A 19,041-nucleotide genomic window follows, 5' to 3' on the forward strand; every position below is an offset into this window, starting at 1 on the left:
CCCCCGCTAAGCTCGATACGTGCCCGGAAAACGTGATGTCGCCACCCGGCGTGAGCTGGCAGATTCCGCTGCGTCACAAGCGTCTCCCGATGCGGGCGCGGCCGGGCGCGCGGCGAACGTGGCCCCCTCGCTGTCGTCGGTCGCCCAGGATCATCTGAAGGTCATCTGGAGTGCGCAGGAGTGGTCGCAGGAGAAGGTGTCGACCAAACTGCTCGCCGAGCGGATCGGTGTGTCGGCGTCGACGGTGTCGGAGGCGGTGCGCAAACTCGCCGATCAGGGGCTGGTCGAACACGCCCGCTACGGCGCCATCACGCTGACCGACAACGGCCGCCGGGCCGCAGTCGCCATGGTGCGCCGCCATCGGCTGATCGAAACGTTCCTGGTCAGCGAGCTCGGCTACGGCTGGGACGAGGTGCACGACGAGGCCGAGGTGCTCGAGCACGCGGTGTCGGAGACCCTGGTGGAACGTATCGACGCCAAACTCGGCCATCCCGATCGCGATCCGCACGGCGACCCGATCCCCTCCGTCGACGGTGCGGTCCCCACACCGCCCGCCCATCAGCTCAGCGACTTCCAGGCCGGACAATCCGGCCGGGTGGCGCGCATCTCCGATTTCGATCCCGCCATGCTGCGGTATTTCGATTCCGTCGGCATCGCGCTCGACACCGTGATCACCGTGGTGGAGCGGCGCGATTTCGCCGGCACCATCGCGGTGCGGATCGGCGAGCACACCATCGACCTGGGAAGCCCTGCGGCAGAAGCGATCTGGCTGACCTCCTGACCGGCCACCGCAGCGCCTCGGCACCGAGAGTCGCGGCGTATCGCCGCCCCTACTGTGTGACCAGCGCCGCGGCGCGTTCGGCGATCGCGGTGCCGAGTTCGGCGGTGGTCGCCGTACCGCCCAGATCGGGGGTGAGCACCTCCCCCGCGGCCAGCACATCGCAGACCGCGCGGTCGACGGCCGCGGCCGCCGCGGATTCGCCCAGGTGGTCGAGCATCATCGCACCGGCGAGGATCTGCGCCACCGGATCGGCGATGCCCATACCCGCGATATCGGGCGCACTGCCGTGCACCGCCTCGAACATCGAGGGCGCCTCGCGCGCGGGATTGATATTCCCCGAGGGCGCGAGCCCGAGCCCGCCGGTCACCGCGGCGGCGAGGTCGGACAGGATGTCGCCGAACAGATTCGAGCCGACGATCACGTCCAGCCGATCCGGATGCAGCACGATCTCCGCGGCCAGCGCATCGACATGCATCTGCCGCGTCTCGACGTCCGGATACTCGGCGGCGATCCGCTCGAAAACGCTGTCCCAGTACGGCATCGAATGAATGAGGCCGTTGGACTTGGTGGCCGAACACAGTCTGCGGTCGCGCCGGCGCGCCTGCTCGAACGCGTATCGGATGATGCGTTCACATCCGGTGCGGGTGAATATCGATTCCTGAACCACGAATTCGTCCGGCCGCCCGGGATTGTGCATTCCCCCGATCGCGGAATATTCGCCCTCGGAATTCTCCCGCACGATGAGGATGTCGAGATCGTCGGCGCCGCGTCCGCGGAGCGCGGATTCGGTGCCGGGCAGCAGCCGGACCGGGCGCAGATTCACATACTGCCCGAAGGCGCGCCGCAGCGGGATCAGCAGACCCCACAGCGAAATATGGTCGGCCACACCGGGAAATCCCACGGCGCCGAGCAGAATCGCGTCGAAAGCCGCCAGCTGCTGCGGACCATCCTCGGGCATCATCGCGCCGGTGCGCAGATATTGCTCACAGGACCAGTCGAATTCGGTCCAGGCGATGCCGGGCAGCACCGCGTCGAGAACCTTGACCGCCTCGGCCGTGACGTCCACGCCGATACCGTCGCCGGGAATGGTGGCAATGCGATACACCGGCATCACAGTGCCACACCGATGTATTTGGTCTCCAGGAATTCGTCGATGCCGGTGAAGCCCCCCTCGCGTCCGAGACCCGATTCCTTCACTCCGCCGAACGGCGCCGCTGGATTGGACACCACGCCCTGGTTGAGTCCCACCATGCCGGTGTCGAGCGCCTCGCTCACCCGCAATCCGCGCCGCAGATTCTCGGTGAACACGTACGCCACCAAACCGTAGGGCGTGTCGTCGGCGCGTTCGATCACCTCCTCCTCGGTGTCGAAGACGGCCGAACCAGCGACGGGGCCGAAGATTTCGGTGCCGAACATCGCGGCGTCGTCCGGGACACCGGTCAGCACCGTGGGTGGATAGAAGTATCCGGGTCCTTCGGCCGCGGTTCCGCCGAGCAGGACGGTGGCGCCGCGCCGGCGCGCATCGGCGACCAGTTCCGAGACCTTGGCGACCGCGGCGGCGTCGATCAGCGGTCCGACCACCACGCCGGGATCGGCGCCGCGGCCCATCGGCAGGGCCGCCATGCGTTCGGTGAAGCGGCGGGTGAATTCGTCGGCGATGCCGCGTTGCAGGTAGATCCGGTTGGCCGCGGTGCAGGCCTGGCCGATATTGCGCATCTTCGCCGCGAGCGCGCCCTCCACCGCGGTATCGAGATCGGCGTCGTCGAACACGATCAGCGGGGCGTTGCCGCCCAATTCCATCGACGTGCGCATCACGGATCTCGCGCACTGTTCCAGCAGCAACTTCCCGACCGCGGTCGATCCCGTGAACGACAGTTTGCGCGAGCGCGGATCCGCGATCATCGCGGCGGTCACCGCCGCCGGATCGGAGGTGGTCACGACGTTGACCACGCCGTCGGGAACCCCTGCGGCGGACAGTATTTCGGCGATCGCCAGGGTGCACAGCGGGGTCTGCTCGGCGGGTTTGACCACACAGGTGCAGCCCGCGGCCAAGGCCGGGCCGATCTTGCGGGTCGCCATCGCCATGGGGAAGTTCCACGGGGTGATCAGGATGCTCGGCCCTACGGGCCGGCGCGCCACCACGAAGCGGGATCCACCGGCCGGCGCGGGCATATATCCGCCGTCCAGCCGCACCGCCTCCTCGGCGAACCAGCGGAAGAACTCCGCCGCGTACGCGACCTCGCCGCGCGCCTCGGCCAGCGGTTTGCCCATCTCGGCGGTGGCGATGCGGGGAGCCGGTCGGTGTCGTCGAGCATGGCCCGATGGGCGCGCATCAGGATCTCCGACCGGGTCCGCGCGGGCACCTCGGCCCACGCGTCCTGGGCCGCCGCGGCCGCGGCCAGCGCGGCGACGCCGTCCTCGGGGCCGGCATCGGCGACGGCGGTCAGGATCTGCCCGGTGGCCGGGTCCTCCACGTCCAGCAGGGTGGCCGTCTCGCGCCGGCGCCCGCCGATGAACAGGCCGGTCGGGACGCTGTCGATCGCCGCGCGCGTCGCGGCATCCGGATCCGCAACGGTATACGTCATCGCTCGCTCCTCTTCTCGGAACAGCAGGTCGGTTCGGCGCAGTCGTTGCCGTCACCGTCGCGGCCATGTTATACACATTGTCAACAATCCGACAATAAGAATCCGGCCGTCACCGGTGCGGATTTCCCGTCGCCCGGGAGGCGGATCACCATGACTGCACTTTCCCCCGTTCTCCGGCAGGCCACGCCGGTCACCGTCGATCACGGCGAGGGCTGCTACCTGTACGGCACCGACGGTCGCCGGTACCTCGACTTCACCGCCGGGATCGGCGTCACCAGCACCGGGCACTGTCATCCGCGGGTGGTCGAGGCCGCGCGCGAACAGATCGGCAGCCTCATCCACGGCCAGTACACGACGGTCATGCACCGGCCGCTGCTGCGGCTGACCGAACGGCTCGCCGATGTGCTTCCCGCCCACCTGGATTCGGTGTTCTTCGCCAACTCCGGCAGCGAGGCCGTGGAGGCCGCGCTGCGGCTGGCCCGGCAGGCCACCGGCCGCCCCAATGTGGTGGTGTTCCACGGCGGCTTCCACGGCCGCACGGTCGCCGCCGCGACCATGACCACCTCCGGAACCCGCTTCTCGGCCGGTTTCAGCCCGCTCATGGGTGGTGTGCACGTGGCGCCGTTCCCCACCGCCTACCGCTACGGCTGGTCGGAGGAGGAGGCGACCGATTTCGCCTTGCGCGAGCTCGACTACATCCTCACCACGCTCACCGCCCCGGCCGAGACGGCCGCCTTCATCGTCGAACCCGTGCTCGGCGAGGGCGGCTACATCCCGGGCAACACCCGGTTCTTCCAGGGCCTGCGCGAGCGCGCCGACCGGCACGGCATCCTGTTGATCTTCGACGAGATCCAGACCGGGTTCGGCCGCACCGGAAAGTTCTTCGGGCACCAGCATTTCGACGTACAGCCCGACGTCATCACCATAGCCAAGGGGTTGGCCAGCGGTTTTCCGCTGTCGGGAATCGCCGCGCCACAGGAGCTGATGGCCAAGGCCTGGCCGGGATCTCAAGGCGGCACCTACGGCGCCAATGCCGTGGCCTGCGCGGCCGCGGTCGCCACCATCGACGTCATCGAATCCGAGGGGCTGGTGGACAACGCCGCCGCCCGCGGGGACCAATTGCTGGCCGGCACCCGGGCCTGCGCCACCAAGGCGATCGGCGACGTGCGCGGCCTGGGCCTGCTCGTGGGCAGCGAATTCACCACAGCGGCAGGCGAACCCGACACCGCCACGGCGGCGGCGGCCCAGCGGCTGGCCGCCGAGCGCGGCCTGCTCCTGCTGACCTGCGGGGCCTACAGCAACGTCGTGCGAATGATCCCGCCCCTGATCGTGACCGCGGAACAGGTCGACGAGGCACTGGCGCTGTGGACCGGCGTCCTGGACGAGCTGTAGCGATACCCACGCCCCGAGCGGAACAGGAGATCTCGATGGCCCGGTACCTCACCATCACCCTCACCAAGGCCGGCGTGCGGGCTCGCGCGCGATTGCTGGACGAGCTGGCCCCGCACACCTGCGCGGCGGTGTGGGACGCGCTGCCGCAGGAGGGCGACGCGTTCCACGCCAAATACGCCCGCAACGAGGTGTACACCCTCGTGCCGCGCATCACCGCCGCGCCGCATCGCGAAAACCCCACCGTCACACCGATTCCCGGTGACGTCTGCCTGTTCGACTTCGAACCGTGGGAGATCGGCAATCCCGCCTACGGCTACGAACCGGGCTCGGCCGCGCACGACGCGCAGGGCGCCACCGATCTGGCACTGTTCTACGACCGCAACAACCTGCTGATCAACGGCGATATGGGCTGGGTCCCGGGCAATGTGTTCGCGACCATCGAGGAAGGACTGCCGGAGCTGGCCACCGCGTGCAACGCGCTGTGGCTGCGCGGCGTGGAAGGCGAAACACTGTCCTTCACACGGTCTTCGGAGTAACGACACGTCGCAGGTGCGACTGAGCGGCCCGGGTCCGAACAGGTCCGGGCCGCGTCGCATTTCAGCTCAGCACCGCCTCGGCGAAGCGGGCTACCGCGAGCACGAAATCGTCGGAGTGACGCGGCCCGACGATTTGCAGCCCCACCGGCATTCCCGCCGCGGTTCGCCCGGCGGGAATGGTGATCGCCGGCTGCTGGGTGAGATTGAACGGATAGGTGAACGGGGTCCACTGCGGCCAGCTGTCCATCGAACTACCCGGCGGCACATCGTATCCCGCGTCGAAGGCGGTGATCGGCATGGTCGGCGTGACGAGGACGTCGTAAGCGGTATGGAAGGCCCCCATCACGATGCCGATCTCCGCCGCCACCGCACGCGCCTCGATGTAGTCGACCGCGCTCAGCGTGCGGCCGCGGTCCCACATGGCGCCCAGGCCGGGGTCGACCCGCTCCCGGGTGCCCTCGGGGAAGGTCGAGAGCATGGCCGCCGCCCCGGCCGCCCACATCGTTTCGAACGCCGGGCGCGGATCGGCGAATCCGGGATCGGCCTCGACCACCCGTAGGCCGGCCTCGTCGAGCGCCCGCACCGCCGCCGCGACGACCGCCGCGACCTCCGGATCGACCTGCGCGAAACCGAGATTCGCCGAAAAGCCGACCGTCGCACCGCGCACCTCGCGCTGCAGTTCGCCGCGGAAGGTCAGCAGCGGCGGCGCACCCGCGGTCGGATCGCGGTGATCGGGCAGCGACAGGATGTCCATCAGCAGCGCCACGTCCTCGACGGTGCGGGCGATGGGCCCGGCGTGTGCCAGCGGCCCGAACGGGCTGGCCGGGTACAGCGGGACGCGGCCGTGCGTGGGCTTGAATCCCACCACCCCGCAGAACGAGGCCGGAATCCGGATGCTGCCACCGCCGTCGGTCCCGATCGACACTGGTCCCATACCGGCCGCGACCGCCACCGCCGAACCGCCGGAGGAACCGCCGGACGTCTTGTCCGGGTCGACCGGATTACGGGTGATCCCCGTCAGCGCGCTGTCGGTGGTGGCCTTCCACGCCAGCTCCGGCGTGGTGGTCTTACCCAGGAACACGAGTCCGTCCTCACGCAGCCGGGCGGTGGCCGGGCTGTCGACCGGCCACGGCACATCCGGCCGGATCGAGGTCGAGCCGCGCAGCGTCGGCCATCCCTCGGTGAGGAAGATGTCCTTGATCGAGATCGGCACGCCGTCGAGCAGGCCCTGCGCACGACCACCCTGCCAGCGCGCCTCGGACTCCTTGGCCTGCACCATCGCCCGCTCCGGGTCGACCAGGCAGAACGCGTCGAGGACGTCGTCGCGGGCCGCGATCGCGTCCAGCGCGGCCTGCGTGGCCTCGACAGGAGACAAGGCCCCGGCCGAATAGGCGGCGGCCAACTCGGCCGCGGTCATCGCCGCGGGGTCGGTCCCTGTATCGGGGTGGGCCATCGTGACTCCCTTCAGCTGGGCACGTAACCCAGCTTCTTGTCGACCACATTGTGTAAGGGCTGACCGCTTGCCCACCGCTCGAAATTCTCGGTGAACGCGGCGACGATCTCCGCCCGCCAGCCGATGAAGTCGCCGCTGTTGTGCGGGGTGACAACGACATTCGGCAGATCCCACAGCGGGTGGCCGGCCGGCAGCGGTTCCGGATCGACCACGTCCAGCGCCGCACCGGCGAGCACGCCGCCGCGCAGCGCCGCGACCAGATCGTCGGTGACCACGGATTCCCCACGCCCGACATTGATGAAACGCGCATGCGGCTTCATCGCCGCGAAGGCGCTCGCGTCGAACATGTGCCGGGTCTGCGGGGTGAGCGGCGTCACGCAGACCACGTAATCCGCCCCAGGCAGTTCGGCGTGCAAATCGGTTGCCACCGTGCCGAAATCGGGATCGCCGATGCGCGCGGTCCGCCCCAGCCCGCGCACCCGCATCCCGGCCGCGCGCAGCAGGCGGGCGATCGCGCGTCCGATCGAGCCGGTGCCGACCACCAGCACCGCGGCTCCCGCCACCCGCTCGGATTCGCGGTGGCGCCACTGGTGACGCTGCTGCAGCCGCAGCGATTCGGGCAGATCCTTGGCGAAGGCGAGCACCTGGGCGAGAACGTATTCCGCGATGGGCTCGTCGAACAGGCCGCGGGTGTTGGTGACCTGTACGTCGCTGTCGATCAGTGTGTCGAACATCACGGCGTCGACACCCGTGCCCCCCACATGCACCCACCGCATCCGATCGGCGCGATCCCAGGCGCCGGGCAGGGCGGTGCTGCGGAAGTCGTAGACGAACAGCGCCTCGGCGCCGGGCAGCGCGTCCGCGAGCGACGCCCCGTCGGCGAAGCGGACGGTGGCCTGCTCCAACACCGGACGCATGAATTCCGCGTCGGGCTCGACGCCGTCGTGCAGGACGGTGACAACTGGGCCCGCGTTCATATTGACAGGCTAAAAACCCATCGTATGCTTGTCAACAATCCGATTGTGCGCGGAGGATTGTCGCCCGGACGCGAGAGGGGCCCTCCTGGAACTGAATTTTCCCGAGCTGGACGGGCCTGTCGCGCAACGGGGCATCGGGATCATCGCGCCGTTCGATCTGGCGCTCGAGCGCGAACTGTGGCGGTGGGCTCCCCTGGAAGTGAGCCTGCATCTGGCGCGCACGCCGTACGAACCGGTGCCGGTCTCGCTCGAGATGGCCGAATTGGTCTCCGACGCAGCACATCTCACCGCGGCGACGCGCAACGTGCTGCACGTGGAACCCGAGGTGATCGCCTATCTGTGCACCTCGGGCAGCTTCATCAAGGGGCTGGCCTACGAGCGAGCGCTGCGCGACACCATCTGCCGGGCCGGCGCCCGCGACGCGATCACCACCTCCGGCGCACTGATCGAGGCCGTGCACAAACTGCAGTTGTCCAAGATGTCGGTCATCACGCCCTACGACGAGATTCTGACCACGAAGCTGCACGAGTTCCTGCACGAGGCCGGTTGCGAGGTCCTGCGATCGGATCATCTGGGACTCGGCGGCGGCATCTGGAAGGTCAGCTATCGCACGATCGCCGAACGCATCATGGCCGCCGATGATCCCGCCGCGCAGGCCATCTTCGTCAGCTGCACCAACCTTCCCACCTACGACCTGGTCGAACCGCTGGAACAGCTGCTCGGCAAACCGGTCCTGACCGCCAACCAACTGACCATGTGGGCCTGTCTCGGACGGATGAAACTGCCGATGATGGGCCCTGGCAAGTGGCTGCAGAACGTTTTCTAGGAGGCGCTGTGGAACGGACACCGACCGTCGGATTCATCTATCCCGATCATGCCGCCGAGGACGAATATCCCTGGGCAGCAGCGCATCTCGGCGTCGAACTTCGTGTCGCGCACATCTACGGCACCGACCTGCACGCGGTGCCCGAACTGCTCGAGCTGGGCAGTCCGGACAAGTTGCGCCGGGGCGCGGATCTGCTGGCGCCCTTCGATCCCCTGGCCGTGGTGTGGGCCTGCACCTCGGGCAGCTTCGTCTACGGGCCGCAGGGTGCGCGCGAACAGGCGGACGAGCTCTCCCGGATCTGCGGCGTCCCCGCGTCGAGCACCAGTTTCGCGTTCGTGGAGGCGGTGCGGGCGATAGCCGCCGGCCGCGTCGCCGTGTGCGCGAGCTATCCGGACGAGGTCGCCGCCCTCTTCGTGGACTTCCTCGACGCCGCCGGCATCCGGGTGGTCTCGATGTCGAGCGCCGGAATCGACACGGCCGCCGAAGTGGGGACGCTGACACCGTCGCAGGTGCTGGACCTGGCGGCGGCGAACGACCATCCCGACGCCGAGGCGCTGCTGATTCCCGATACCGCGATGCATACGATACAACTGCTTCCGGAGCTGGAATCAGCGCTCGGCAAGCCGGTGCTCACCGCGAACCAGGTCACCGTCTGGCACGGGCTGCGACTGGCGGGACTGCCCGCCCACACGCCTGCGTCCGGACCGGGGCTCGGAACGCTCTTCTCGGAAAGGCCGATTCATGTCGGTGATTGAGTTCGAACCCGTGAATCGGCAGTCCACGGCGGAGATGATCGCCGACCGGCTGCGCGCGGCGATCGTGCGCGGCACGCTGGCGCCGGGGACCCAGCTGGTGGAGGCCGAACTGGCCGCGCAATTCGACGTCTCGCGCGGACCCGTCCGGGAGGCCATGCAGCGCTTGGTTTCCGAAGGGCTGCTGCACAGCGTGCGGCATCGCGGCATCTTCGTCATCGAACTCAGCCTGGCCGACGTCGTCGACATCTACCGCGCCCGCACCGCGATCGAGGGCGGTGCGCTGGACCTGATCCTGGACGGCCGCCGCGAGATCGCCTACGAGGCCTTGCAATCCAGCGTCGCCGATATGCAGGCCTGTGCCGAACGCGGCGATGCCACCGGCGTCACCGATGCCGACCACGAATTCCATCAGGCACTGGTCACCAGCGCCGACAGCCCGCGGCTGGTGCGGGCCGCGCGGACACTGCTGATCGAGACCCGGATGTGCCTGGGCGCCCTGCAGACGACCTACACCGACCTCGGTGAGCAGGTCCGCGAACATGTGGCGCTGCGCGAGGCCATCGCCGCCGGCCCGCCGCGCGATGTGCACGAACTGCTCGTCGGGCATATGCGCGACGCGGTCGATCGGCTCCGGGAGCAGATCGGCGAGGGGTAGGCCCGCGCTCAGTCGATGAGCCCGCGCGGGCGCACCACGAAGACGGGCGAGGAGCGCTTGCCCTTCTCCTCGAGCAAGGCGATGGTCCGGCCGTCGGTGGTCGTGGCCGCGTGCACCCCGCGCAGGCCCACCGGGTCCAGCCAGCGTCCGTCGCGCAGCGATTCGGCCTGTTCGGCGTCGATCTCCCGATGCGGAAAGGCAAGGCGCACAGCGGCATCGACGTCGAGATTCAGGCTCGGCTCGTCGGCGAGCTGCTCCAGGGTACGAGCGTGTTCGAGAGTGAACGGGCCGACCCGGGTGCGGCGCAACGCGGTCAGATGTCCGCCGACCCCCAGGGCGGTGCCGAGATCGCGGGCCAGCGCCCGGATGTAGGTGCCCGAGGAACAGTCGACCTCGACGTCCAGATCGACGAATGTCGTTGCGCCGGTGTCGATATCACGCCGGCCCAGAATGTCGAACCGGGAGACCGTGACCGGCCGGGCCGCCAGTTCCACCTGTTCGCCCGCCCGGGCGCGCGCGTACGCCCGCTCACCGTTGACCTTGATCGCGCTCACCGTCGAGGGCACCTGCTGGATATCGCCGGTGAGCGCGGCGACGGCCGCGGCGATATCGGCGTCGGCGAGATGGCCGGCGGGGATGGTGGCCAGCACCTCACCCTCGGCATCGTCGGTGACGGTGGCCTGGCCGAGGCGAATCGTCGCGGTATATGACTTGGTGGTCAGGCTCAGCAGGCCCAGCAGTTTGGTGGCGCGCTCGACGCCGAGCACCAGCACGCCGGTGGCCATCGGGTCGAGCGTGCCGGCGTGGCCGATCTTCCTGGTACGCAGGATCTTCCGGCAGCGCGCGACCACGTCGTGGCTGGTCTGCCCACCGTCCTTGTCGATGATCAGCAGACCGCCGAGCGGATCGACGATCGCCTCGCGTTCGGCCATCAGCCGGCCACGATCGCGGTCAGGATCAGCCCCTCGGCGACCGTCCAGCGGCCGTCGAACGCGGTCAGCGGCGCACCGCCGTCGAGAGTCTGCCCCGGAACCAGCAGCGCACTGTGGAAGGTGCCCGCGGTGCCGGTGTCGTCGACGGTGAAGGTGATGTGGGCGTCCTCGAAGCCGAGCCAGCGCTGGGTGAGCGGGAACCACGCCTTGTAGGTGGCCTCCTTCGCGCAGAACAGCAGCCGGTCCATATGCAGTCCGGTCGCGGGGATCGCGCCGCGCAGCCAGTCCCGTTCGGCGGGCAGGCTCACCGAGTCCAGCACCCCCTCGGGCAGCGTGTCGTGCGGTTCGGCGTCGATGCCCACCGACCGCCAGCGCAGCCGATGCGCCAGCACCGCCGCTCGGTACCCGTCACAGTGGGTGAGGCTGCCGACGACCCCGCGCGGAAACAGCGGCATCCCGCGCTCGCCCTTGCCGATCGCCGCCGGCGGCTCACCGAGCTGGGCCAGCGCCAGCCGCGCACAGTGCCGGGCGCCGATGAAATCGCGCCGCCGCTTCTCGACCGATTGCGCGATCAGATGTTCCTCACCGGGATGCGGTTTCAGATCCTCCGGATACCGCAACAGCTCCGCCGCGGCCACTCCCGCGGGCAGAATGCTGCCGATGACGCGCGCCTGTTCCTCGATGACCGCCTCCTGAGTCGACCCTGTCTGCGCTACGAGCCTAGCGGTGCGGGCGGTTCACGGACCCGGCCAGCTCCGGGGAAGCGGCAGCGGCCCACCGCAGCAGGCGCACCGAAAAATGGGAGGATCCGTCGGGGTCGAAGGCCGTAAAGTCGCGCGGCATGCCCCATTCGGTCGCCACCGCCACACCTGCCGACGAGCCCCTGCTCTGGGCGATGCTGTTCGAAGCCTCTCACGCGGCCGAACAGAACATGACTTCGGACGAACTGCGCTCGGTGCCCGAACTCGCGCGCTACGTCGAGGGCTGGGGCCGCCCGGGGGATCTCGGGGTCGTCGGCGGGCCGTCCGGCGGCGCGGGTGCCGCCTGGCTGCGACTGTTTCCCGCCGACAACCCCGGCTACGGATACGTCGACGACGCGACACCCGAACTCGCGATCGGAGTGGCGCCACAGCTGCGCGGCAGCGGGCTCGGCACCACTCTGCTGCGCCGTCTGCTGGCGGATGCGCGGCAGCGCTACGACACGGTGAGTCTCAGTGTGCGGCAATCCAATCCGGCGCTGCGACTGTACGAGCGACTCGGTTTCGACATCGTCCCGGGCTCGCATGTGGTCAACCGGGCCGGTACGACGAGCGTGACCATGGTGCATCGCTTCCGCTGAACCGCCGAGCGTCCGCACCGCACAACACACAGCCGGGTATCGAAAGTATGTTCGAAGTGGAGTAATCTCCCGCGCATGGAGCTCACCCCGCTGGAGTACGCACGACTGAACCTGGAACAGGTACGAGCCCAACTGGTCGACGCGGCCGCCTTCGACAAGGCGCTGACCCCCGATCAGCTCGAGCGGGCCGCGTGGAAGATCCGCGAGGGGCTGCGGATCTACCGCGAGCACACCGAATCGCCCCGGGCGGGCCGGCCCGGCAGCGCATGTCTGGACTACCGCGGCGCACACCGGCGTCCGTGGTGACGCGCCGTCCCGCGCACGCCGCTGCTCGTCACCGCAGGTCGGCGCGCGCGGTCAGCGCACTCCGCGGCGGCGGTCGGCGAGGCGGCGCATCTCCTCGGCGGCCGCCCGCATCTCGGGGGTGATCTTGAAGTGGCCGCCCCATTCGTTCAGGTCGTCCGGCCCGTATTCGGGGGCGGGCAGGATCTGGCGCAGGAGCTTGTCCGGCAGGCCGCGGCGCTGCCATTCACGCGGATAGCCGAGCGAGACCTCTTCGAACCGGACACCGTCGTAGAAGGTGGTGCGCGGGATGTGCAGGTGGCCGTAGACCGAGCACACCACGTTGTAGCGGGTGTGCCAGTCGGCGGTGTCCTCGGTCCCGCACCACAGCGAGAACTCCGGATAGAACAGCATCCGGGTGGGTTCGCGCAGCATCGGGAAATGGTTGATCAGCACCACCGCGGTATCGGGTTCCAGCGCGTCGAGCCGGCGCCTGCTGTACTGGACGCGAGCCCGGCACCAAGCGTCGCGCGTCAGGTAGGGGTCGCTGGCCAGCAGGAATTCGTCGGTGGCGACCACATTGCGGTCCCGGGCGATGGCCAGCGCCTCGGCCTTGGTGTACGCCCCCTCGGGCATCCACGAATAGTCGTAGAGGATGAACAGCGGCGCGATCGTCACCCGCCCGCCGTACTGTTCGGCGCCCGCACCCTCCCAGACCGGGAATTCGTCCTCCGGGGTCACCACATCGAGGTCGCGGCACAGCGCGACCAGGTAGTCGTAGCGGGGGGCGCCCTTGATCTGCACGGGATCCTTGGTGGTGGTCCACAATTCGTGATTGCCCGGGACCCAGATCACCTTGGCGAAGCGTTCCCGCAGGGTGCGCAGCGCCCAGCGGATGTCGTCGGTCTTCTCCCCCACGTCGCCGGCGACGATCAGCCAGTCCTCGGGCGAATCCGCGCGGATCTGCTCGACCACCGGTTTGTTCCCCTGATGACCGACATGGATATCGCTCACCGCCATCAACTTAGGAATCACACTTCCACCATCCCATGATCATCGTGATGCGAGCACACCCGACCCTCGCGTGCGGACATACCCGGCGCCGCGTATTTCGCACACCGTCCGCGGTGCGCACGTCGGCGGCCGGGCACCGACACGCTTCCGGATAGGGCGTCGTGGTGTTCGGTCATACCGACCGCGGGATCTCACTGCCGACTCGAGCCCAGCGTCCCGACAGCGCCCGCCAGCTCACCGCGATCAGGCGCAGCAGGATGAAGGCACTCAGCCCGGACCAGATCCCGGCGATACCCCAGTCGAAGCTCAGCGACAGCCAGATCGCGGGCAGGAATCCCAGCAGCGCCGCGGCCATCGTGGTGGTGCGCAGATACGAGGCGTCGCCCGCGCCCAGCAGCACGCCGTCGAGGGCGAAGACCACCCCGGCGGCGGGAATGAGGGGCACGAAGAACCACCAGATCACATGCACGCGGTCCAGGACCGCCGGATCGTCGGTGAAAACCTGGGGGACGACGGCGTATCCGGCGGCGAAGATCACGGCGAGCACCACCGCGAACAGGGTGGACCACACCGTGATCCGGCGGGCCAGCACGCGCGCGCCGGATGCGTCGCCGGAGCCCAGCGCCGCACCGGTGAGGGTCTGCGCCGCGATGGCCAGCGAATCTAGGGTCAGGGCAAGGAAATTCCACAGCTGCAGCACGAGTTGGTGCGCCGCCACCGAGGCGGCGCCGAACCGGGCGGCGACCGCACCGGCGGAAACGAAACAGGCCTGGAACGCCAGACTCCGGACGATCAGATCCCGGCCGAGCACCAACTGCGCCCGCATGACTCGCGGATGGGGCCGCAGCGGCACCCGCCGGCGCACCAGCGCGGCCACGAACAGCCCGGCCGAGACGACCTGCCCGGCCACATTGGCCACGGCCGATCCGGCCAGTTCCATCCGGGGCGCCCCCAGCAGGCCGTGCACCAGCAGCGGGCACAACAGTGCCGAAACAACCAGTCCCGCAATCACATACACCAGCGGACGCCGCGTCTGCTGCACCCCGCGCAACCAGCCGTTACCGGCCATGGTGAGCAGGATCAACGGGACTCCGAACAGCGCGATCCGCAACCAGCGCAACGCCTCGTCCGCGATATCGGCGCCGCCCGCGATCACATCCACGACGGGTCGTGCGAACACCTGCAGCACAACGACGATCGCCAGTCCGGCGGCCATCGCGAGCCAACTCGCCTGCACCCCTTCGGCAACCGCGCCTCGTTCGTCACCGGCGCCGTGGCGGCGCGCGGAGCGAGCGGTGGTCCCGTAACTCAGGAACGTCAGCTGCGTGCTGACCTGACCGAGTATCAGGCCACCCACGGCGAGTCCCGCGAGCGCCAGCGCTCCCAGCCGGCCGACCACCGCCATATCGAAGAGAAGGTAGATCGGTTCGGCGACAAGCACTCCCAGCGTGGGGATCGCGATGCCGAGGATGCGCCGCGGACCCGCATCGTGGCGCGCGGCGCCGGCAACGGCCGTGACACCGTCTTCGGGATGTATCTCGACCATGCCGTCAGGCCCGGCCCCGGAGACCGCGGCGAACGTCCACGGAGACCGCTACCGGCCACCCGCCGCGTCCCATGCTCAGCTCTCCCGGCCGGGGGCCAATTCCGCGAGCAGATCGGCAACCACGTCTTCGGACGTCCCGTATGTCGTATAGCCGGCGGCGTAGCGGTGGCCACCACCGCCCAGACCGGTCGCGACTCGGGCGACGTCGACGGCATCGCCGGTGCCTACACCGCTGTCGCGCGAGCGCAGCGATACCGTCCAGCAGCCGGCGTCGGTGCGGGACTGTTTGAATACCGCCGCCACATCCGCCTCGGCGGTGGTGCGGACGACGTCGATGACGCTTTCCACCTCTTCCGACCGCAATCCGTAGGAGTCGTCGCTGCGGACGAAGGCGTAGACCAGTCCGGCGCCGCCGGCCGCCCGCGGTTCCAGTCGCGCCGATCCGAGCACCCGCGACAACATCGGCAACCAGCCGAAGGGATGGGTGTCCATCAGTGTGCGAGTGATTCCCGCGCCGTCGATTCCGGTGGCCAGCAAACGATCGGCTAGCAGATGGGTGCCCGGACCGCCCCAGCGGAAGCACCCGGTATCGGTGACCAGACCGGCGAACAGGCAGTGCGCGATGTCCCGGTCGATCTCCTCACCCCAGGCGTCGAACAGCCGCGCCAGCACACTGGTGGTGGACTCCGCGGTCTCGTCGATCAGGTTCACATCACCGAAGCGGGTGTTGGAGCGATGGTGGTCGATCACCACAGTGGTTGCGGCGCCGTCGATTCGGTCCGCGAGCGCACCCAGGCGCCCGACGCTGCCGCAGTCGACGGTGACCAGCAGGTCCACTCGCTCCGCCACCTGTGCGGGGGGTACCAGAAACTCCACGCCGGGCAGCGAGCGCATCGATGCCGGGAGTTCGGCCGGCTCGGCGAAGGACACCTGCACCGGCACACCGCGCCGATGCAGTACCTGCGCCAGTGCCAGTCCACTGCCGACGGTATCGGCGTCCGGCTGCACATGACACAGCACGGTCACCGATCGCGCGGCCGCCAATACCTCGACGGCCGCGGCCGGATCCGCCGACGACGTCACAGCTGTCATTTCCAAGCTCGATTCTCCGGCGCTCGACTCACCGGCGACAGAACCGGGGAACCGCCTCGCGAGCCCCGCCCGTCCACCGCGTCGACCGCCGTCGCGGTCAGTCTTCCTCGTCGGGGTCGGGTTTGTAGGGATCGGCGTCGCCGGCGTGGGTGGCGTTGGCCGCGACCTGTGCCACCTTCTCGTCGGCCGCACGGGCCTTCGCCAGCAGCTGTTCCATCTCGCGCGCCGCATCCGGCACCGTGTCGAGGACGAAACTCAGCGACGGCGTGAACTTGATCCCGGTGGCCGCGCCCACCTTGGACCGCAGCACACCCTTGGCCTTCTCCAGTCCGGCCGCGGCGCCCGCGAAATCCGGTTCGGCGGCGAGGGTTTCACCCATCACCGTGTAATAGACGGTCGCCTCCCGCAGATCACCGGTCACCTTGGCATCGGTGACGGTGACGAAACGCAGCCGCGGATCCTTGATCTCGTATTCGATCGCCGTCCCGACGATCGAGACGATCCGCTTCGCGAGTCGGCGTGCCCTGGCCTGATCCACCATGGCGGGCCCTCCTCACTTGTCATTCAGTCTTCGGGTCCGAAGATGCGGCGGCGTACTGCCAGCAACTGTAACTCCGGACGGGCCGCCACGTGGCGTTCACACTTGTCCAGCACCGCTGTGAGATGTCCCATCTCGGCGCTGACCAGTGCGACGCCCAACTGTGAACGGCGGTATTGATCGTGATCTCCGCCCTCGACCGCGCTGACGCCGAAGCGCTGCAGTTCGGCCAGTATCGGGCGGATCACCGACCGCTTTTCCTTCAACGAGTGCACATCGCCGAGCAGGATGTCGAACTCCAGCGCACCGACGAACAACGGCTCACCTCTTCACGTGTCGCGACACAGCGCCCGGCGAAGCGAACGTCACGTCCGGTCAATGCCTGCACCGAACGTGACGTTCGTTCACTGTGGACGACTCAGTCGCGCGGCTTCTCCCGAAGCTCGTAGGCCTCGATGATGTCGCCTTCCTTGATGTCGTTGTAGCCCAACGTCATACCGCATTCGAAGCCCTCGCGGACCTCGGTGGCGTCGTCCTTCTCCCGGCGCAGCGATTGGATCGTCGTATCGGCGATCACCACACTGTCGCGCAGCAGACGGGCCTTGGCGTTGCGCTTGACCGTCCCGGAGGTGATCATGCAGCCGGCGATGTTGCCGAACTTCGAGGAGCGGAACACCGCGCGGATCTCGGCGCGACCCAGTTCGGCCTCTTCGTAGATCGGCTTGAGCATGCCCTTGAGGGCCTTCTCGATCTCGTCGATGGCCTGGTAGATCACCGAGTAGTAGCGGATGTCCACACCCTCGCGGTTGGCGAGTTCGGTGGCCTTGCCCTCGGCCCGGACGTTGAACCCGATGATGATCGCGTTCGACGCCGAGGCCAGGTTGACGTTGGTCTCGGTGACACCACCGACACCGCGGTCGATGACCCGCAGCCGGACCTCGTCGCTGATCTCGATGCCGAGCAGCGCCTCTTCCAGGGCCTCGACCGTACCGGAGTTGTCGCCCTTGAGGATCAGGTTGAGCTCCGAGGTCTCCTTCAGAGCGGCATCCAGATCTTCCAGGCTGATCCGCTTGCGGCTGCGCGCGGCCAGAGCGTTGCGCTTGCGCGCATTGCGCCGGTCGGCGATCTGGCGGGCGATGCGGTCCTCCTCGACGACGAGCAGGTTGTCGCCCGCGCCCGGCACCGAGGTGAAACCGATGACCTGCACCGGACGCGACGGCAGCGCCGCGTCCACGTCCTCGCCGTGTTCGTCGACCATGCGGCGGACGCGGCCGTAGGCGTCACCCGCCACGATCGAGTCGCCGACGCGCAAGGTACCGCGCTGCACCAGCACGGTGGCCACCGGACCACGGCCGCGGTCCAGATGCGCCTCGATGGCGACACCCTGGGCGTCCATATCCGGGTTGGCCCGCAGGTCCAGTGCGGCGTCCGCGGTCAGCACCACGGCCTCGAGCAGGGCTTCGATATTGGTGCCCTGACGCGCCGAGATGTTGACGAACATGGTGTCGCCGCCGTACTCCTCGGCCACCAGGTTGTATTCGGTGAGCTGCTGGCGGACCTTCTCCGGGTTCGCGCCTTCCTTGTCGATCTTGTTGACCGCCACCACGATCGGCACATCCGCGGCCTGCGCGTGGTTGATGGCCTCCACCGTCTGCGGCATGACGCCGTCGTCGGCGGCGACCACCAGGATCGCGATGTCGGTGGCCTTGGCACCGCGGGCACGCATGGCGGTGAACGCCTCGTGACCCGGGGTGTCGATGAAGGTGATCAGGCGCTCTTCGTCGTTGACGTTGGTGAGGACCTGGTAGGCGCCGATGTGCTGGGTGATACCGCCGGCCTCGCCCTCGCGGACGTTGGTCTTGCGGATCGTGTCCAGCAGTCGGGTCTTACCGTGGTCGACGTGACCCATGACGGTCACGACCGGCGGGCGGACCTGCAGGTCGCCTTCGTCGCCCTCGTCCTCGCCGTAGCTGAGGTCGAAGCTCTCCAGCAGCTCGCGGTCCTCGTCCTCGGGCGAGACCACGTGCACGACGTAGTTCATCTCGCCGCCGAGCAGCTCGAAGATCTCGTCGTTGACCGACTGGGTCGCGGTGACCATCTCACCGAGGTTGAACAGCACCTGCACCAGCGAGGCCGGGTTGGCGTTGATCTTCTCGGCGAAGTCCGACAGCGACGCGCCGCGGGCGAGACGGATGATCTCGCCGTTGCCGCGCGGCAGCCGCACGCCACCGACCGACGGTGCCTGCATGTTCTCGTATTCGGCGCGTTTCGCCCGCTTCGACTTGCGGCCCTTGCGGGGGGCGCCACCGGGACGGCCGAAGGCACCCGCGGCACCGCC

19 protein-coding genes and 1 pseudogene are annotated in these 19,041 nt (G+C 68.7%); 8 read left to right on the top strand and 12 right to left on the bottom strand.

Annotated elements, in window-relative coordinates:
• Nucleotides 1-118: 118 nt before the first annotated feature.
• A complete protein-coding gene (locus NN2_RS33370; RefSeq protein WP_063019047.1) occupies nucleotides 119-781 on the top strand; it encodes a metal-dependent transcriptional regulator in 663 nt (220 codons plus the stop codon).
• A 49-nt stretch (nucleotides 782-830) separates the two neighbouring features.
• Here NN2_RS33370 and NN2_RS33375 read toward each other — a convergent pair whose 3' ends face one another.
• On the bottom strand, nucleotides 831-1,892 hold the full coding sequence (locus NN2_RS33375) for a tartrate dehydrogenase (protein WP_063019048.1): 1,062 nt from the start codon (nucleotides 1,890-1,892) through the stop codon (nucleotides 831-833).
• Nucleotides 1,892-3,366: pseudogene (locus tag NN2_RS33380) on the bottom strand (NAD-dependent succinate-semialdehyde dehydrogenase). The gene NN2_RS33375 and the pseudogene NN2_RS33380 overlap by 1 nt, the downstream one beginning before the upstream one ends.
• Nucleotides 3,367-3,516: 150 nt before the next feature.
• On the opposite strand from NN2_RS33380, the gene NN2_RS33385 reads away from it, so the two are divergent.
• Together NN2_RS33385 and NN2_RS33390 are read left to right on the top strand one after the other, a co-directional pair.
• Nucleotides 3,517-4,758 carry an aspartate aminotransferase family protein gene (locus NN2_RS33385; protein ID WP_063019049.1) on the top strand — a complete coding sequence of 414 codons (1,242 nt, stop codon included), beginning with the start codon at nucleotides 3,517-3,519 and terminating at the stop codon, nucleotides 4,756-4,758.
• Between the two features lie 35 nt (nucleotides 4,759-4,793).
• Nucleotides 4,794-5,294, top strand: a complete 501-nt coding sequence (locus tag NN2_RS33390) for a DUF3830 family protein (protein WP_063019050.1) — start codon at nucleotides 4,794-4,796, stop codon at nucleotides 5,292-5,294.
• Nucleotides 5,295-5,355: 61 nt separating this feature from the next.
• On the opposite strand, the gene NN2_RS33395 is transcribed toward NN2_RS33390, so the two are convergent.
• Together NN2_RS33395 and NN2_RS33400 are read right to left on the bottom strand one after the other, a co-directional pair.
• The gene (locus NN2_RS33395) at nucleotides 5,356-6,747 is read right to left on the bottom strand and encodes an amidase (RefSeq protein WP_227463065.1); all 1,392 of its coding nucleotides are present in this window, start codon (nucleotides 6,745-6,747) and stop codon (nucleotides 5,356-5,358) included.
• 11 nt (nucleotides 6,748-6,758) lie between these two features.
• Nucleotides 6,759-7,724 carry a D-2-hydroxyacid dehydrogenase gene (locus tag NN2_RS33400; RefSeq protein WP_063019053.1) on the bottom strand — a complete coding sequence of 322 codons (966 nt, stop codon included), beginning with the start codon at nucleotides 7,722-7,724 and terminating at the stop codon, nucleotides 6,759-6,761.
• A gap of 85 nt (nucleotides 7,725-7,809) precedes the next feature.
• Between NN2_RS33400 and NN2_RS33405 the strand changes: the two genes are divergently transcribed.
• Genes NN2_RS33405 through NN2_RS33415 form a run of 3 tightly spaced genes read left to right on the top strand, consistent with a single transcriptional unit; the run spans nucleotide 7,810 to nucleotide 9,960 of the window.
• Nucleotides 7,810-8,550 (top strand): maleate cis-trans isomerase family protein, encoded by a 741-nt coding sequence (locus tag NN2_RS33405; RefSeq protein WP_063019077.1) that lies wholly within the window; start codon nucleotides 7,810-7,812, stop codon nucleotides 8,548-8,550.
• An 8-nt stretch (nucleotides 8,551-8,558) separates the two neighbouring features.
• The gene (locus NN2_RS33410; RefSeq protein WP_063019079.1) at nucleotides 8,559-9,305 is read left to right on the top strand and encodes a maleate cis-trans isomerase family protein; all 747 of its coding nucleotides are present in this window, start codon (nucleotides 8,559-8,561) and stop codon (nucleotides 9,303-9,305) included.
• Entirely contained in the window at nucleotides 9,292-9,960 is a 669-nt protein-coding gene (locus NN2_RS33415; RefSeq protein WP_030513170.1) for a GntR family transcriptional regulator, read from the top strand. Before NN2_RS33410 ends, NN2_RS33415 begins: the two co-directional genes overlap by 14 nt.
• Nucleotides 9,961-9,968: 8 nt before the next feature.
• Here NN2_RS33415 and truB read toward each other — a convergent pair whose 3' ends face one another.
• Together truB and npt are read right to left on the bottom strand one after the other, a co-directional pair.
• Nucleotides 9,969-10,892 (bottom strand): tRNA pseudouridine(55) synthase TruB, encoded by a 924-nt coding sequence (gene truB, locus NN2_RS33420; RefSeq protein WP_063019055.1) that lies wholly within the window; start codon nucleotides 10,890-10,892, stop codon nucleotides 9,969-9,971.
• Entirely contained in the window at nucleotides 10,892-11,530 is a 639-nt protein-coding gene (gene npt, locus NN2_RS33425) for a 4'-phosphopantetheinyl transferase Npt (RefSeq protein ID WP_281210275.1), read from the bottom strand. The genes truB and npt overlap by 1 nt, the downstream gene beginning before the upstream one ends.
• A 203-nt stretch (nucleotides 11,531-11,733) precedes the next feature.
• Between npt and NN2_RS33430 the strand changes: the two genes are divergently transcribed.
• Nucleotides 11,734-12,231: a GNAT family N-acetyltransferase gene (locus tag NN2_RS33430; protein ID WP_063019059.1), complete on the top strand. Its 498-nt coding sequence runs from the start codon at nucleotides 11,734-11,736 to the stop codon at nucleotides 12,229-12,231.
• 75 nt (nucleotides 12,232-12,306) lie between these two features.
• Nucleotides 12,307-12,537, top strand: coding sequence for a DUF6374 family protein (locus NN2_RS33435; protein WP_030513166.1), 231 nt, complete (start codon nucleotides 12,307-12,309; stop codon nucleotides 12,535-12,537).
• 51 nt (nucleotides 12,538-12,588) lie between these two features.
• Here the strand turns inward: NN2_RS33435 and NN2_RS33440 are convergent, their stop codons facing one another.
• From NN2_RS33440 to infB, 6 genes are all read right to left on the bottom strand, one after another.
• Complete coding sequence (locus NN2_RS33440) at nucleotides 12,589-13,548, bottom strand: metallophosphoesterase family protein (RefSeq protein WP_104363038.1); 960 nt, start codon at nucleotides 13,546-13,548, stop codon at nucleotides 12,589-12,591.
• A gap of 151 nt (nucleotides 13,549-13,699) precedes the next feature.
• Nucleotides 13,700-15,073 carry an MATE family efflux transporter gene (locus NN2_RS33445; RefSeq protein WP_063019061.1) on the bottom strand — a complete coding sequence of 458 codons (1,374 nt, stop codon included), beginning with the start codon at nucleotides 15,071-15,073 and terminating at the stop codon, nucleotides 13,700-13,702.
• 75 nt (nucleotides 15,074-15,148) lie between these two features.
• Nucleotides 15,149-16,165 (bottom strand): DHH family phosphoesterase, encoded by a 1,017-nt coding sequence (locus NN2_RS33450; protein WP_063019063.1) that lies wholly within the window; start codon nucleotides 16,163-16,165, stop codon nucleotides 15,149-15,151.
• A 97-nt stretch (nucleotides 16,166-16,262) separates the two neighbouring features.
• The gene (rbfA, locus tag NN2_RS33455) at nucleotides 16,263-16,706 is read right to left on the bottom strand and encodes a 30S ribosome-binding factor RbfA (RefSeq protein WP_030513162.1); all 444 of its coding nucleotides are present in this window, start codon (nucleotides 16,704-16,706) and stop codon (nucleotides 16,263-16,265) included.
• Between the two features lie 23 nt (nucleotides 16,707-16,729).
• A complete protein-coding gene (locus tag NN2_RS33460) occupies nucleotides 16,730-17,020 on the bottom strand; it encodes a DUF503 domain-containing protein (protein ID WP_063019065.1) in 291 nt (96 codons plus the stop codon).
• A gap of 101 nt (nucleotides 17,021-17,121) precedes the next feature.
• The coding region (infB, locus tag NN2_RS33465; protein ID WP_063019067.1) for a translation initiation factor IF-2 at nucleotides 17,122-19,041 on the bottom strand (1,920 nt) is incomplete at its 5' end.

The sequence above is a fragment of the Nocardia nova NBRC 15556 genome, assembly GCF_001613005.1.
Classification (GTDB): domain Bacteria; phylum Actinomycetota; class Actinomycetes; order Mycobacteriales; family Mycobacteriaceae; genus Nocardia; species Nocardia nova.